Genomic DNA, 13,704 nt, shown 5'->3' with positions numbered 1-13,704 from the left:
TTGCCTCGCCTCTGCCCTCCGCTCCGGGCCTCGCTCGTTCCTCGCTCGTGTCCTCACGTCGGTCGGTGCTCATGTGTTCTCCTGTCGATGAGTCCCAGCGAGGCGGGCCATCGCCTCGAGGAAGGCGCTCGTCTCCTGCGGCGTGCCGGCGGTGACGCGTAGGTGGTGCGCGATCCCGACGTCGCGCACGAGGACCCCGGCCTCGAGCAGCGCGTGCCACGTCGCCTGGGCGTCGGTGAGGCCGCCGAAGAGCACGAAGTTCGAGTCGCTCGGGACGGGCGTCAGGCCCATCCCGGCGAGGCCGTCGACGATCCGGTCACGCTCGCCCTTGATCGCCTCGACCGTGGCGAGGAGCAGGTCGGCGTGCTCGAGTGCGACGCGGGCGATCGTCTGGGTCGGCGTGGAGAGGTGGTAGGGCAGCCGGACGAGCCGCAGCGCGTCGACCAGCTCCGGCGCCGCGACGAGGTAGCCGAGCCGCCCCCCTGCGAAGGCGAACGCCTTGCTCATCGTCCGGGTCACGACGAGTCGAGGGTTGCCGGGCAGCAGCGTCAGGGCGCTCCTCGTCCCGGGCCGGGCGAACTCGGCGTACGCCTCGTCGACGACGACGACCGCGTCGGGCGCGGCCTCGAGGACGGCACCGATCACCTCGAAGGGCAGCGCCGTGCCGGTCGGGTTGTTCGGTGAGCAGAGGAAGACGATCGACGGGTGGTGGGCCCGGGCCTGCTCGGCCGCCTTCTCGGCGGTCAGCTCGAACGTGCCGGACTCGCGCAACCCGTCCGCCCACGCCGTGCCGAGCGTCTCGGTGATGATCGGGTGCATCGAGTAGCTCGGGGTGAAGCCGAGTGCCGTGCGCCCATGGCCGCCGAAGGCCTGGACGAGGTGCGAGAGGACCTCGTTGGACCCGTTGCCGGCCCAGACCTGCTCGGGCATGACCGTGACGCCGGACTGCTTCTCGAGGTAGGTGGTGAGGGCCTCGCGCAGGTCGGTGAAGTCCCGGTCGGGGTAGCGGTTGAGGTTCCTCACGTCGTCCTCGAGGGCGGCCAGGACGGCGCGCACGATGGCCTCGGGGACGGGGTAGGAGTTCTCGTTGGTGTTGAGCCGGACCGGCACGTCGAGCTGGGGCGCGCCGTACGGCGACCTGCCGCGCAGGTCGGGACGGATCAGCCGGGCGATCTCGGTGGCGGCGCCCGTCACCGTGGCACCTCGTCAGTGCCTACTGTCGCGCCTCTGTCCCTCGCTCCGGGCCTCGCTCGTTCCTCGCTCGTTTCCTCACTCGGCTCGGCGCTCTCAAAACGAGCCGTCACGGCCTCGCCGTGCGCCGGCAGGTCCTCGGCCTGCGCGAGCGTGACGACGTGGTGGGCGACGTCGCGCAGGGCCGCCTCGTCGTAGTCGACGACGTGGATGCCCCGGAGGAACGACTGGACCGACAGCCCGCTGGAGTGGCAGGCGCACCCCGCCGTGGGCAGCACGTGGTTCGAGCCGGCGGCGTAGTCGCCGAGGCTGACTGGGGCGAAGTCGCCGACGAAGACCGCGCCGGCGTTCCGCACGCGGGCGGCCACCGCGCTCGCGTCGCGCGTCTGGATCTCGAGGTGCTCGGCGGCATACGCGTTGACGACGGCGAGGCCGGCGTCGACGTCGTCGACGAGGACGATGCGCGACTGGGTCCCGGCGAGGGCGGTGGCGACGCGCTCGGTGTGCTTGGTCGCCGGCACGCGTCGGGCCAGCGCCTCCTGCGTCGCGGCGGCGAGCGCCTCACTGTCGGTGACGAGGACGGAGGCGGCGAGCGGGTCGTGCTCCGCCTGGCTGATGAGGTCGGCCGCGACGAGCTCGGGGTCGGCGCTGTCATCGGCGAGGATCGCGATCTCGGTCGGGCCGGCCTCGGCATCGATGCCGATGAGCCCCTTGAGGAGGCGCTTGGCCGCGACGACCCAGATGTTGCCCGGGCCTGTCACCATCGAGACCGGCTCGCAGCTCGTGGTCTCTGCGCCGACCTCCTCGGTGAAGCCGTACGCGAACATCGCGACGGCCTGGGCGCCGCCGACGGCGTAGACCTCGTCGACGCCGAGCAGGGCGCACGTCGCGAGGATCGTCGGGTTGGGGTAGCCGGTGAAGATGCCGGTGTTGTCGCGCTGCGGCGGCGACGTCACGGCGATGGAGCCGACCTCGGCCAGCTGGGCCGGCACGACGTTCATCACGACGCTGCTCGGGTAGACCGCGAGGCCACCGGGGACGTAGAGCCCGACCCGGTCGACGGGCACCCATCTCTCCGTGACGGTGCCGCCCGGGACGACGCGGGTCGTGGTGTCGGTGCGGCACTGGTCGGCGTGGACGAGCCGGGCGCGGCGGATCGACTCCTCGAGCGCGGCCCGCAGGTCGGCGTCGAGCTGGTCCAGGGCTGCCTGCAGCACCTCGGCCGGCACCCGCAGGTGGGCCGGTCGCACCCCGTCGAAGCGCTCCCCGAGGTCACGCAACGCCTCGGCCCCCCGATGCTCGACGTCCTCGCAGATCGGCCGCACCTGCTCGAGGGCGGCCGTGACGTCGAACTCGGCACGGGGCAGGGCCTGTCGCAGGAAGCGCACGTCGAGCGCGCGCCCGCGCAGGTCGAGGGTGGACATCATGGCGTCAATTCTAGGAAAGCGGCCGCTGGGGCGGTCGCCGCGTCTCACTCCCGCGCGAGGGGCGTCACGACGTCGAGCAGGACCGCGGTCTCCCAGGCCCACTGGCGCCACTGGTCGTAGCGCCCCGACTGTCCGCCGTGCCCGGCGGCGATCTCGGTGCGGAACAGGATCGGCTCCGCGTCGGGCCTGTCGCGGTCGGCCCACCGCAGCGCTGCCACCCACTTGGCCGGCTCGGTGACGTAGACCCTTGTGTCCTGCAGGCTCGTGGTCACGAGCAGCGCCGGGTGCGGCTTGCCGGTGACGTTCTCGTAGGGCGCGTAGGACTTCATCAGGGCGTATGCCGCCGCATCCTCGACCGGGTTGCCCCACTCCTCCCACTCGATGACCGAGAGCGGCAGGGACGGGTCGAGGATCGTGGTCAGCGCGTCGACGAACGGGACCGATGCATGGACGAAGCGGAACCGGTCGGGGGCCTGGTTGACGACGGCTCCCATGAGCAAGCCACCGGCCGAACCGCCTTCTGCGGCAAGGCGGTCGGGGGCCACGATGCCGCTGCTGATGAGATGGTCGGCGCAGGCGACGAAGTCGCTGAAGGTGTTGCCCTTGTGCTCGAGCTTGCCCTGGTCGTACCAGCTGCGGCCCATCTCGGAGCCGCCACGGATGTGCGCGATCGCGAAGACCCAGCCGCGCTGGAGCAGCGAGAGGCGCAGCACCGAGAACCACGGGTCGCTCGGGATCCCGTAGGCGCCGTAGCCGTTGAGCAGCGCCGGGGCCGTCCCGTCGAGCCGGGTGTCCTTGTGGTGCACGAGCGAGACCGGCACCCGGGTGCCGTCCGATGCCGTGGCCCACTCGCGGCGCTGGACGTAGTCCGCGGGGTCGTGTCCCCCGAGGACCTCCTGTTGCTTGAGGACGGTGCTGGTGCGGGTCGGCACGTCGTAGTCGATGACGGTGCGCGGCGTGACGAGCGACTCCCAGACGAGCTGGAGCGTGCGGGTCGCCGTCTCGGCGTTGGCCCCGACGCGGATCGTGTGGAGCGGCTCGCCGACCTCGACGTCGTGCGCCTCCCCCAGCCCGGCCGGAGCAGACGAGCTCGCGGACCGCTCGACGATCCGCACCGCCGTGCCGCCCTCGCGTCGCAGCGAGATCGCGATGAAGTCCTCGAACCCGTCGACCCCCGTGATGTACTCGTCCTCGGTCGTCAGGTCGAGCGGGACCCACTCCTCGTGGCTCGCGCAGGTGATGGGGGCGATGGCGAGCTCGAAGTTGGTCCTGGTCGCGTTGTGCACGACGAGCAGGTGCTCCCCGACCGGCTCGATGTCGTACTCGACGCCCTGCCGACGCTCCGCCACGACGCGGGGCGTGCCGAGTGGGTCGGCGGCGTCGAGGATACGGTACTCGTTGGTCGTCTTCGAGCCGATGGCGATGATGATGTGTCGGTCGTCGCGGGACGCGCCGACACCGACGAAGAACCGCTCGTCGGTCTCCTCGTGGACGAGGACGTCGGCCTCCTGCGCCGTGCCGACCTCGTGTCGCCACACCTGGTAGGGGCGCCATGCCTCGTCGACGCGCGTGTAGAAGAGGTGCCGCGCGTCCAGCGACCAGGCGAGCGCTCCGCCGGTCTTCCGGACGGCCTCGTCGAGGACCTCGCCCGTCGCGATCCGCACCACGCGCACGTCGTAGCGTTCGTCGCCCGCCAGGTCAGCGGCATACGCGAGCACGTCCCCGGCGTGCGTGACCTCGCTCGCCCCGACGGCGAAGAAGTCGTGGCCTGTGGCCGCGGCGTTCTGGTCGAGGAGCACCTCCTCACCCGGCGGAGGTGCGTCGCCCTCGAGCGACGGGCGTTCGGGGTGGTCGGTCAGCAGGACGCGGCCGTCCACCGGGTACTGCTCCCCCTCGATCGTCCGCGAGTAGTACCACCAGCGGTCGTGGCGGACCGGCACACTGAGGTCCGTCTCCTTGATCCGGGAGCGGAACTCCTCGTAGATCGTGTCGGCGAGCGGCTGGACGTGCTCCGTGTGCTCCGCGGCCCATTCGTTCTCGGCCTCGAGGTACGCGAGCAGGTCGGGGTCGTCACGGTTCGCCATCCAGGCGTAGGGGTCCTCGAAGACGTCGCCGTGGCGCTCCCGGAGCGTCGGCTCCCGGCGGGCGATGGGGGGCTGCTGCATCCGGGCATCGTAGGCAGGTGCCCGCTAGCCTGACGAGGTGACCGACCGGATGGACCCGTATGCCGCTGCGCGAGCGGCCGCTGCCGTCCTTGCGGAGCGCACGGGGCGGGACTCGCACGCGGTCCTCGTCGTGCTCGGCTCGGGCTGGGGCCCGGCCGCGGACGCGCTCGGCGAGCCGGACGTCGTCCTTCCGGTGACCGACCTGCCCGGCTTCCTCGCCCCGGTCGCGGAAGGGCATGCCGGCACCATCGCCTCGGTCGAGGTGGGCGGGGTCCCGACGCTCGTCGCGTCGGGCCGGACCCACCTCTACGAGGGGCACGGGCCGGGCCCGGTCGTCCATGCGGTGCGCGTCGCGGCGGCAGCGGGCGTGCGGACGGCGGTCCTGACGAACGCCAACGGGTCGCTCCGGGACGACTGGGAGGTCGGCGAGGCCGTGCTGGTCGCCGATCACCTCAACCTCACCGGCGCCTCGCCCCTCGCGGGGCCCCGGTTCGTCGACCTCACCGACGCGTGGTCGCCGCGGTTGCGTGCGCTGGCACGTGAGCTCGACCCCTCGCTCGACGAAGGGGTCTACGCGATGCTGCGCGGTCCCCACTACGAGACTGGGCCGAGGCGGAGTGGATCAGACGAATCGGTGGGGACCTGCTCGGCATGTCGACCGTGCTCGAGGCGATCGCCGCCCGCGAGCTCGGCATCGAGCTGCTCGGGCTCTCGACCGTGACGGCGATCGAGGGGCAGCCAGCCGGGATCGACCCGTCCGAGGTCGTCGCCGTCGCGGAGCGCACCGCCAAGCGGCTCGGGCCGCTCCTCGCGGAGGTCATCCTCCGCGCCTGACCCCCGAACGCGGTGTTCGGGGCGAGCTCACCGGTGCGCCGGCGAGTTGACCGCTCACCACTGACATCGAACCGCCGGTCGTGCGGCAGACTCGGATCATCCAGCAGAGAGGCACGTGATGACGACCGACCCGGCAACCCCGGCGGAGCAGCCTGGCAGCGGCGACCCCGCGGCCACCCGACCCAGCGCGAGCCACGGGGTCCACTCGGAGGTGGGACGGCTGCGCAAGGTCCTCGTGTGCCGGCCCGGCCTCGCCCACCGCCGGCTGACACCGTCGAACAACGACGACCTCCTCTTCGACGACGTGATGTGGGTCGACCAGGCGGAGCGGGACCACGAGGAGTTCGTGGGGGCCCTCACCGGCCACCGGGTCGACGTGCTCGAGCTGCACGACGTCCTCGCCGAGACGATGGCCCAGCCGGGCGCCAAGGCGTGGCTGCTCGACCGGAAGATCACCGCCAACGCCGTCGGTCTCGGGCTGGTCGACGCGACCCGCGAGTTCCTCGAGTCGCTGCCCGACGACCGGCTCGCGGAGTACCTGATCGGTGGTCTCGCGGTCCACGACCTGCCCCCGGGCCACCGGCCGGACCAGCTGCCGCTCGTCGCCCAGTCCGTGGGGCCGCGCGAGTACCTCATGCCGCCGCTGCCCAACACGCTCTACACCCGCGACACGACGTGCTGGCTCTACGAGGGTGTCACCCTCAACCCGCTGCACTGGCCGGCCCGGCACGACGAGACGCTGCTGATGAAGGCGGTCTACTCCTTCCACCCCGGCTTCGTCGGCTCGCGCATCTGGTGGGGCGACCCGGAGCAGGACTTTGACAACGCGACGTTCGAGGGCGGCGACATCATGCCCGTCGGCGGCGGTGTCGTCCTCATGGGGATGAGCGAGCGCACCTCGCACCAGGCGATCACCCAGGTCGCGTCGGCACTCTTCGCGGCCGGCGCCGCCGAGCAGGTCGTCGTCGCGGGTCTGCCCCGGATGCGCTCGGCGATGCACCTCGACACGGTCTTCACCTTCGCGGACCGCGATGTCGTGACGCTCTACCCGCGGATCGTCGACGCGGTCCACCCGTTCACCCTGCGCCCCGGCGACGGGCCGGGCGGCATCGACGTCGTCGACGAGGACGGCGCGGCCTTCACCGACGTCGTCGCCAAGGCGCTCGGCCTGCCCGGGCTGCGGGTCGTCGAGACCGGTGGGGACGTCTTCGAGGCGGAGCGCCAGCAGTGGGACAGCGGCAACAACGTCATCGCCCTCGAGCCCGGGGTCGTCATCGGCTACGACCGCAACACCGAGACGAACGCCAACCTGCGCTCCGCCGGCATCGAGGTCATCACGATCTCCGGTGCCGAGCTCGGCCGGGGCCGAGGCGGCGGCCGGTGCATGACCTGCCCCCTGATCCGCGACGCGGTCACCTACTGAACCGGTCTGAGGTATTCCGGTGGGCGCATCGGCCACCGGAATACCTCAAACGGGGAGGCGGTGGAGCGGGACCGGGCCGCGGAGCGGGGGCCGGCCGAATCGGCATACGTGAGGTTGCGCCCCGGACGGCACCACGTACGCAAGGATGACCCCCATGAGCACCCGCACCCTCACCGAGACCAGACGTCTCGGGGTCGAGACGACCGGCATCGAGATCATCGACGAGTCCGAACGCACCGCGCGTCCGCGCGACCTCTTCTGGCCCTGGTTCGCGGCCAACGTGTCCGTCTTCGGGATCAGCTACGGCTCCTACGTCCTGGGCTTCGGCATCTCCTTCTGGCAGTCGGTCCTCGTCACCGTGATCGGCGTCGTCATCTCGTTCGCCCTGTGCGGGATCATCGCGATCGCCGGCAAGCGGGGGTCGGCGCCGACCATGATCACCTCGCGCGCGGCGTTCGGCGTGACGGGGCAGAAGCTGCCGGGCGTCGTCAGCTGGCTCGTGTCCATCGGGTGGGAGACCTTCCTCGCGATCATGGCGACCCTCGCGACCGCCACGATCTTCCGCCAGCTCGGCTGGGGTGGCGGCACGACGACGAAGATCGTCGCGATGGTCGTCGTCGCCGCGCTGATCGTGAGCGCCTCCGTCGCGGGCTACCACATCATCATGCGGCTGCAGTCGGTGCTCACATGGGTCACCGGCATCGCGACGATCGTCTACGTCGCCCTGACCCTGAGCCACGTGAACTGGAGCACGGTGGCGGCGGTCAAGCCTGGGCCGTTCCAGGCCGTCATCGGCGCGCTCGTCATGGTGATGACCGGCTTCGGGCTGGGCTGGATCAACATCGCGGCCGACTGGTCGCGCTACCAGCGGCGCGACGCCCGGGGCGGCGCCATCGTCGGGTGGAACACGTTCGGCGGCGCCATCGCGCCGACCCTGCTCGTGATCTACGGCCTCACGCTCGCCGGCTCGGACCCGAAGCTCTCGGAGGGCATCGCGAACGACCCGATCGGCACCCTCGGCACGATCCTGCCGACGTGGTTCCTGCTGCCGGTCCTCGTCTCGGCGATCCTCGCGCTCGTCTCCGGCGCGGTGCTCGGCATCTACTCGTCGGGTCTGACGCTGCTCTCGCTCGGTGTGCGGATCCCCCGCCCGACGGCGGCCTTCGTCGACGGCGTCATCCTCACGCTCGGCACGATCTGGGTGGTCTTCTTCGCCGAGAGCTTCCTCGGCCCGTTCCAGAGCTTCCTCATCACGCTGGGTGTCCCGCTCGCGGCGTGGGCCGGGATCATGATCGCCGACCTCGTGCTGCGCAAGCGCGACTACGACGACGACGCGCTCTTCGACCCGCGCGGCCGCTACGGCGCCTTCGACTGGACCTCCATCATCACGATGGTTGTCACGTCGGTCCTCGGCTGGGGCCTCGTCATCAACCTCTTCGCCGAGGACGCGTCGTGGAACAACTGGCAGGGCTTCCTGCTCGGCCCGCTCGGGCTGGGCGGCAAGGACGGCACGTGGGCCTACGCCAACCTCGGCGTCATCGTGGCGCTCGTCCTCGCGTTCGTCGTCACGCTCGTGCTGCGACGCGGAACGGTCGCCCGGCAGGAGGGCCGCCGCTGACGGTCCCGAGCGCGGCCCGGACGAGGAGCACGACGATGCGAGCGGCATACATCACCCGGCTCGGCGGGCCGCAGGTCATCGAGGTCGGGGAGCTGCCCGACCCGGTGCGCGGGCGGGGCGACGTGCTCGTGCGCGTCGGTCACGCGTCGGTCAACCATGTCGACACGTTCGTCCGCTCGGGCGGGTACCGGACCCCGACGCCGTTCCCGTTCGTCATCGGTCGCGACCTCGTCGGCACCGTCGTCGACGTCGGGCCGGGCGTCGTGGGCTTCGAGCCGGGCCAGCCCGTGTGGTGCAACAGCATGGGTCACGGCGGCCGGCAGGGCTCGTCCAGCGAGCTCGTCGCGGTTCCGGCCGAACGGCTCTATCCCCTGCCGGCGCAGGCAGATCCGGTCGAGCTCGCCGCGCTCGTCCACCCGGCCGCGACCGCCTACCTGGGTCTGTTCCGGCACGCGCGGCTCCGGCTCGGCGAGACGCTCGTCGTCATGGGCGCCGGCGGCGCGGTCGGCAGCGCCGTCGTCCAGCTGGGGGCCCGCGCGGGCGCGCGTGTCATCGCGCTGACGAGCGAGCACTCGATGGAATGGGCGCGGGAGTGCGGCGCCGACGTCGTCATCGACCACGGCGACCCGGACCTGTCCGAGGCGGTCGCGGCCGCGGCTCCGGACGGCATCGACGTGTGGTGGGACAACTCGGCCCGAGGTGGGCTCGGTATGCCGCTGGGCCGCCTCGCGCTCGGTGGCCGGCTCGTCGTCGTCGCGGGCATGACCGCCGAGGCCGCCTTCACCCTGGGCCAGCTCTACGTCAAGGACGCCTCGCTGCTGGGCTTCGTCATCTCGAACGCGTCCGTCGCCGACCTCGGCGAGGCGGCCAGGGCGATCAACGCCGCTGCGGCGGGCGGGGGCCTGAAGGTCCGGCCCCCGCTGGTGTTGGCCCTCGGGGAGGCGGCCGCGGCCCATGCCCGGATGGAGTCCGGCGAAGCGGGGGCGGGCCGGCTCGTCCTGCGCGTCATGGGCTGACCGGCGTCGCCGGGCTGCTCCTCACGGGACCGGCCACGTGCCGAGCTGACGTCGGCTCTCGAACCGGCGCCGCCGGCCGTCGACCGGGTCGTCGAACTCGAGGACGGCCGAGAGCAGCTGGAGGGGCCGCGAGAAGTCGTCGTCGGCGGCCTCCCGGTCGACGGGATAGAGCGGGTCGTTCACGATCGGGATGCCGAGGCCGTCCAGCTGGCACCGCAGCTGGTGGGTGCGCCCGGTGCGCGGCGTGAGCCGGTAGAGCCCCAGGCCGTCCCGTCGCTCGACGAGCTCGACGAGGGTCTCGGCGTTGGGTGGCGCGTGCGGCACCTCGCGGGCCTGGTGCACGCCGTGCTCCTTCGCGACGTGGGTGCGCCGGACGAGCGGCAGGTCGAGGTCGTCGCGGACCGGGGCGACGGCGAGATACTCCTTGTGGACCTCACCGGCGGCGAAGACGCCCTGGTAGGCGCCGCGCCACCGCTGCTCGGTCGTCAGCATGAGCACCCCGGCGGTGGGCCGGTCGAGCCGGTGAGCGGGTGTCAGCCGGGGAAGGCCGGTCAGCACGCGAGCCCGGGCCAGTGCACTCTGCACGACGTGGCGGCCGCGGGGCATCGTCGCGAGGAAGTGCGGCTTGTCGATGACCACCAGCCGCTCGTCCTGGTGCAGCACGTCGATCTCGAAGGGCACCGGCACCTCCTCCGGCAGGTCGCGATGCGTCCACACCACCGACCGGGGCACGAACGGTGCGTCCGCCGGCACGGCGGCCCCTGACACGTCGACGAACTCGCCCGCCCGCAGCTTGCGGTCCACCTCGTCCGGCGAGAGCCCGGTCGCGAGACGCTCGACGAGGTGGTCCCGGAGCGTCACCCAGGGCCCGCCCTGCGGCATCCGGATGCGCTGCGCGTCGACGCCGTGCCGCGGCGGCAGCGGCGACGCGGGGATCGCGCCGCGGGCCACGTCAGCTGCCCCCGACGCGCAGGTCGGTCTCCTGCCCCAGGAAGCGTCCGTATGCCGCGGTGCTCGCTTCCAGCGCCCGGCGCAGGCGCGCCGTGGCCCGTCCCCGGAACAGCTCGACCTCGACGGCCGCCCGCCTGCCGGCCGTCGTGCGGCGCCACACCCCGGCGACCTCCCCGTCGACGACGACCGTCGGGCGGAAGACCATGTTGCGGCCGGGCACGACCTTGACGACGTGCTCGGGGGGCAGCACGACGTCGCGGGTCTTGTAGCCGAGGAGGAACTCGTCCCACTGCGGCAGCAGGTGGACGCGCGGGCTGCTCGGTGCGGGGGCGTCGGGCGACCCGCCTGCCCGGGGAGCAAGGCCCTCGGCCTCGACCGCGGCGCCGGCCGCCTCGGCGTGCCGGAGCCAGACCTCGCCGTCGACCTCGTGCCGCTCGACGCGGTCGCCGAGCAGGGCGAGCGCCTCGCGCGCCAGCCCGAGCCCGTGGGATACCCATCCCGCGAGGTCCCGCTCGGTGACCGGGCCGTGGCTGCGGAGGTATCGGTCGGCGATGATCGCCAGCCCCTCCTCACGGGCCGGCTTGCGCGAGAAGGGGACCCATGCGTCAAGGAGCACGAAGCTCGGCTGCCGGCCGATGAGCGGCCCCTGGCAGAGCAGTCCGGTCATGCAGTGGTAGCCGACGAGGTGGTAGGCGCGCTGCCCGGCGGGGTCGATGCCGTGCGCGGCGAGCAGGTCGACGACGTCGGGGCGGCTCCGCGGCTCGGTGAGGTGCTCCTCGAGCACCTCCCGGGAGCGCTTCACGTCCGTCTCGGTGAGACCGAGCTCGTCGAACCGGCGGCCCACCGAGCCGAGGACCTTGCCGGCGAGCAGCTCGCACATCCAGCGGGCGTCCTCGGCCGCGACCCAGTGCAGGGTGCCGCGCATCGGCCAGGTCCGCACGATCTCGCGTGCCACGACGGCCTGCTCGACCTCGGCCGCGGTGAGCCCCGTCCGCAGTCCGACGGACCAGGCGCCACTGCCGTAGTCCTGGGCCTGCAGCGCCCCGACGCGGCGGAGCAGGTCGCCTGCCGACGACGGCCCTTCCAGCGTGCCGAGCGCCGGGTCGATGCCGAGACCGGCGAGCCGCTCGCGACGCCACCTAGCCACGAGGGACGAATCGGCCGGGAGGGCGGTGAGCGGCATACCGGCCGGCCTCAGCCGAGGACCGCGGCGCCGAACTGCGCCTTGAGGTCACCGAAGAGCGCGGACGTCGCGTTGACGCGGAGGGAGTCGTCGAGCGACATGAGGACCGAGCGGCCCGGCTGGGTCAGCTTGAGGTGGACCTCGGTGGCACCCGGGTGCTCGCGGAGGATCTCCTTGAGCCGCTCGGCGCGGGCCTGGTTGACCTGGCCCAGGGGCATCGTGAGGACGACGGGACCGCGCGGCCCCTCCTTGATGTCGGGGATGGCCAGCTCCTGGGCGAAGATCGAGATCGAGTCGTCGCGCGAGCTGACCCGGCCCTTGACGGCGCAGACGGTGTCCTGGGCGAGCATCGTCGAGTAGGTCATGTAGGCGGAGGGGAAGAAGAGGCACTCGATGGCGCCGTCGAGGTCCTCGACGGTCGCGATGGCCCAGAGGTCGCCCTTCTTGGTCCGCTTGAGCTGGAGGCTGGTGATGAGCCCGGCGACGGTGACGTTGGTGCCGTCAGGCTTGCCCTCGTCGCCGACGAGCGAGGCGATCGGGGTGTCCGCGTGCGCGGCCAGGATGTGCTCGATGCCGAAGAGCGGGTGGTCCGAGACGTACAGGCCGAGCATCTCGCGCTCGAAGGAGAGCAGCGTCGACTTGTCCCACTCCAGCGGCGGGACGGGGGGCAGCCCGTCGAAGGCGTCCGCCCCGCCGGCTGCGCTGTCATCCCCGAAGGAGCCGAAGAGGCTGTCCTGGCCGATCGCCTCCTGCCGCTTCACCTCGACGAGGGCGTCGATGTAGCGCTCGTGGACCTCGACCATGCCCCGCCGGCTCTCGCCGAGGGAGTCGAAGGCGCCGCCCTTGATGAGCGACTCGATGGTGCGCTTGTTGCACACGACGGCGGGCACCTTGGCGAGGAAGTCCTTGAAGGAGCCGAAGGCGCCCTTCTCCTCGCGGGTCCTGATGATGGCCTCCACGACGGGCAGGCCGACATTGCGGATCGCGGCGAGGCCGAAGCGGATGTCAGTGCCGACCGCTGCGAAGTTGGCGACCGACTCGTTGACGTCGGGCGGCAGGACCTTGATGCCCATGTGCCGGCACTCGTTGAGGTAGAGCGCCGACTTGTCCTTGTCGTCGCGCACGCTCGTCAGGAGCGCGGCCATGTACTCGGCGGGGTAGTTCGCCTTGAGGTAGCCCGTCCAGTAGGAGACGACGCCGTAGGCGGCGGTGTGCGCCTTGTTGAACGCGTAGTCGGAGAAGGGGACGAGCACGCCCCACAGGGCCGCGATGGAGGCCTCGTTGAAGCCGTTCGCCTTCATGCCCTCCGAGAAGGGGACGTACTCGGCGTCGAGGACCTCCTTCTTCTTCTTGCCCATGGCGCGGCGGAGCAGGTCGGCGTTGCCGAGGGTGTAGCCCGCGAGCTTCTGCGCGATCTCCATGACCTGCTCCTGGTAGATCACCAGGCCGTAGGTCGTCCCCAGGATCGGCTCGAGCGCGGAGACCATCTCGGGCTGGAGCTTGCCCTTCAGCTGCGGGTCGAGCGGGATGAGCTCCTGCTTGCCGTTCTTGCGCAGTGCGAAGTTGGTGTGCGCGTTGACGCCCATCGGGCCGGGCCGGTAGAGCGCGAGGGCCGCGGAGATGTCCTCGAAGTTGTCCGGCTGCATGAGCCGGAGCAGGGAGCGCATGCCGCCGCCGTCGAGCTGGAAGACGCCGAGGGTGTCACCGCGGCCGAGCAGCTCGTAGGTCGCCCGGTCGGTCATGTCCTTGGACAGCGCGTCGAGGTCGATGTCCTCGCCGCGGTTGGCCTTGATGTTCTCGATCGCGTCGTCGAGGATCGTGAGGTTGCGCAGGCCGAGGAAGTCCATCTTGACCAGGCCGAGCGACTCACAGCTCGGGTAGTCGAACTGCGTGATG

9 protein-coding genes and 1 pseudogene are annotated in these 13,704 nt (G+C 71.8%); 4 read left to right on the top strand and 6 right to left on the bottom strand.

Annotated features, from left to right (window positions below; genetic code table 11):
- Positions 1–69: 69 nt before the first annotated feature.
- From ACTHJJ_RS07035 to ACTHJJ_RS07025, 3 genes are read right to left on the bottom strand one after another with little or no spacing between them, the layout of a single operon-like run.
- The gene (locus ACTHJJ_RS07035) at positions 70–1,194 is read right to left on the bottom strand and encodes a histidinol-phosphate transaminase (protein WP_440302227.1); all 1,125 of its coding nucleotides are present in this window, start codon (positions 1,192–1,194) and stop codon (positions 70–72) included.
- Positions 1,191–2,618 (bottom strand): histidinol dehydrogenase, encoded by a 1,428-nt coding sequence (gene hisD / locus ACTHJJ_RS07030; protein ID WP_440302226.1) that lies wholly within the window; start codon positions 2,616–2,618, stop codon positions 1,191–1,193. The genes ACTHJJ_RS07035 and hisD overlap by 4 nt, the downstream gene beginning before the upstream one ends.
- 44 nt (positions 2,619–2,662) lie before the next feature.
- Positions 2,663–4,783, bottom strand: a complete 2,121-nt coding sequence (locus ACTHJJ_RS07025) for a S9 family peptidase (RefSeq protein WP_440302225.1) — start codon at positions 4,781–4,783, stop codon at positions 2,663–2,665.
- A gap of 49 nt (positions 4,784–4,832) precedes the next feature.
- On the opposite strand from ACTHJJ_RS07025, the pseudogene ACTHJJ_RS07020 reads away from it, so the two are divergent.
- The 4 genes and pseudogenes from ACTHJJ_RS07020 to ACTHJJ_RS07005 all read left to right on the top strand — a co-directional run bounded on the left by ACTHJJ_RS07020 (position 4,833) and on the right by ACTHJJ_RS07005 (position 9,674).
- Positions 4,833–5,617, top strand: a pseudogene (locus ACTHJJ_RS07020) (purine-nucleoside phosphorylase).
- Between the two features lie 118 nt (positions 5,618–5,735).
- Positions 5,736–7,040 carry an arginine deiminase gene (locus ACTHJJ_RS07015; RefSeq protein WP_440302224.1) on the top strand — a complete coding sequence of 435 codons (1,305 nt, stop codon included), beginning with the start codon at positions 5,736–5,738 and terminating at the stop codon, positions 7,038–7,040.
- A gap of 154 nt (positions 7,041–7,194) precedes the next feature.
- The gene (locus tag ACTHJJ_RS07010) at positions 7,195–8,658 is read left to right on the top strand and encodes a purine-cytosine permease family protein (protein ID WP_440302223.1); all 1,464 of its coding nucleotides are present in this window, start codon (positions 7,195–7,197) and stop codon (positions 8,656–8,658) included.
- 35 nt (positions 8,659–8,693) lie between these two features.
- The gene (locus ACTHJJ_RS07005) at positions 8,694–9,674 is read left to right on the top strand and encodes an NADPH:quinone reductase (RefSeq protein ID WP_440302222.1); all 981 of its coding nucleotides are present in this window, start codon (positions 8,694–8,696) and stop codon (positions 9,672–9,674) included.
- 21 nt (positions 9,675–9,695) lie between these two features.
- Here the strand turns inward: ACTHJJ_RS07005 and ACTHJJ_RS07000 are convergent, their stop codons facing one another.
- The 3 genes from ACTHJJ_RS07000 to dnaE form a co-directional block, all read right to left on the bottom strand.
- Complete coding sequence (locus ACTHJJ_RS07000; RefSeq protein ID WP_440302221.1) at positions 9,696–10,625, bottom strand: pseudouridine synthase; 930 nt, start codon at positions 10,623–10,625, stop codon at positions 9,696–9,698.
- A 1-nt stretch (position 10,626) separates the two neighbouring features.
- A complete protein-coding gene (locus tag ACTHJJ_RS06995; protein ID WP_440302220.1) occupies positions 10,627–11,772 on the bottom strand; it encodes a winged helix DNA-binding domain-containing protein in 1,146 nt (381 codons plus the stop codon).
- 47 nt (positions 11,773–11,819) lie between these two features.
- A partial coding sequence (gene dnaE / locus ACTHJJ_RS06990; protein WP_440302219.1) for a DNA polymerase III subunit alpha occupies positions 11,820–13,704 on the bottom strand: 1,885 nt, incomplete at its 5' end.

Source organism: Intrasporangium sp., assembly GCF_051961875.1.
GTDB lineage: Bacteria > Actinomycetota > Actinomycetes > Actinomycetales > Dermatophilaceae > Intrasporangium_A.
Note: the sequence above shows the minus strand (reverse complement) of the source record. Positions and strands in the feature narration are given on the sequence as shown.

Excerpts from the sequence above, each read along its gene's own strand:
- ACTHJJ_RS07005 (WP_440302222.1), top strand. The coding sequence starts at position 8,694 with ATGCGAGCGGCATACATCACCCGGCTCGGCGGGCCGCAGGTCATCGAG.
- hisD (WP_440302226.1), bottom strand. The coding sequence starts at position 2,618 with ATGATGTCCACCCTCGACCTGCGCGGGCGCGCGCTCGACGTGCGCTTC.
- ACTHJJ_RS07010 (WP_440302223.1), top strand. The coding sequence starts at position 7,195 with ATGAGCACCCGCACCCTCACCGAGACCAGACGTCTCGGGGTCGAGACG.
- ACTHJJ_RS07025 (WP_440302225.1), bottom strand. The coding sequence starts at position 4,783 with ATGCAGCAGCCCCCCATCGCCCGCCGGGAGCCGACGCTCCGGGAGCGC.
- ACTHJJ_RS07015 (WP_440302224.1), top strand. The coding sequence starts at position 5,736 with ATGACGACCGACCCGGCAACCCCGGCGGAGCAGCCTGGCAGCGGCGAC.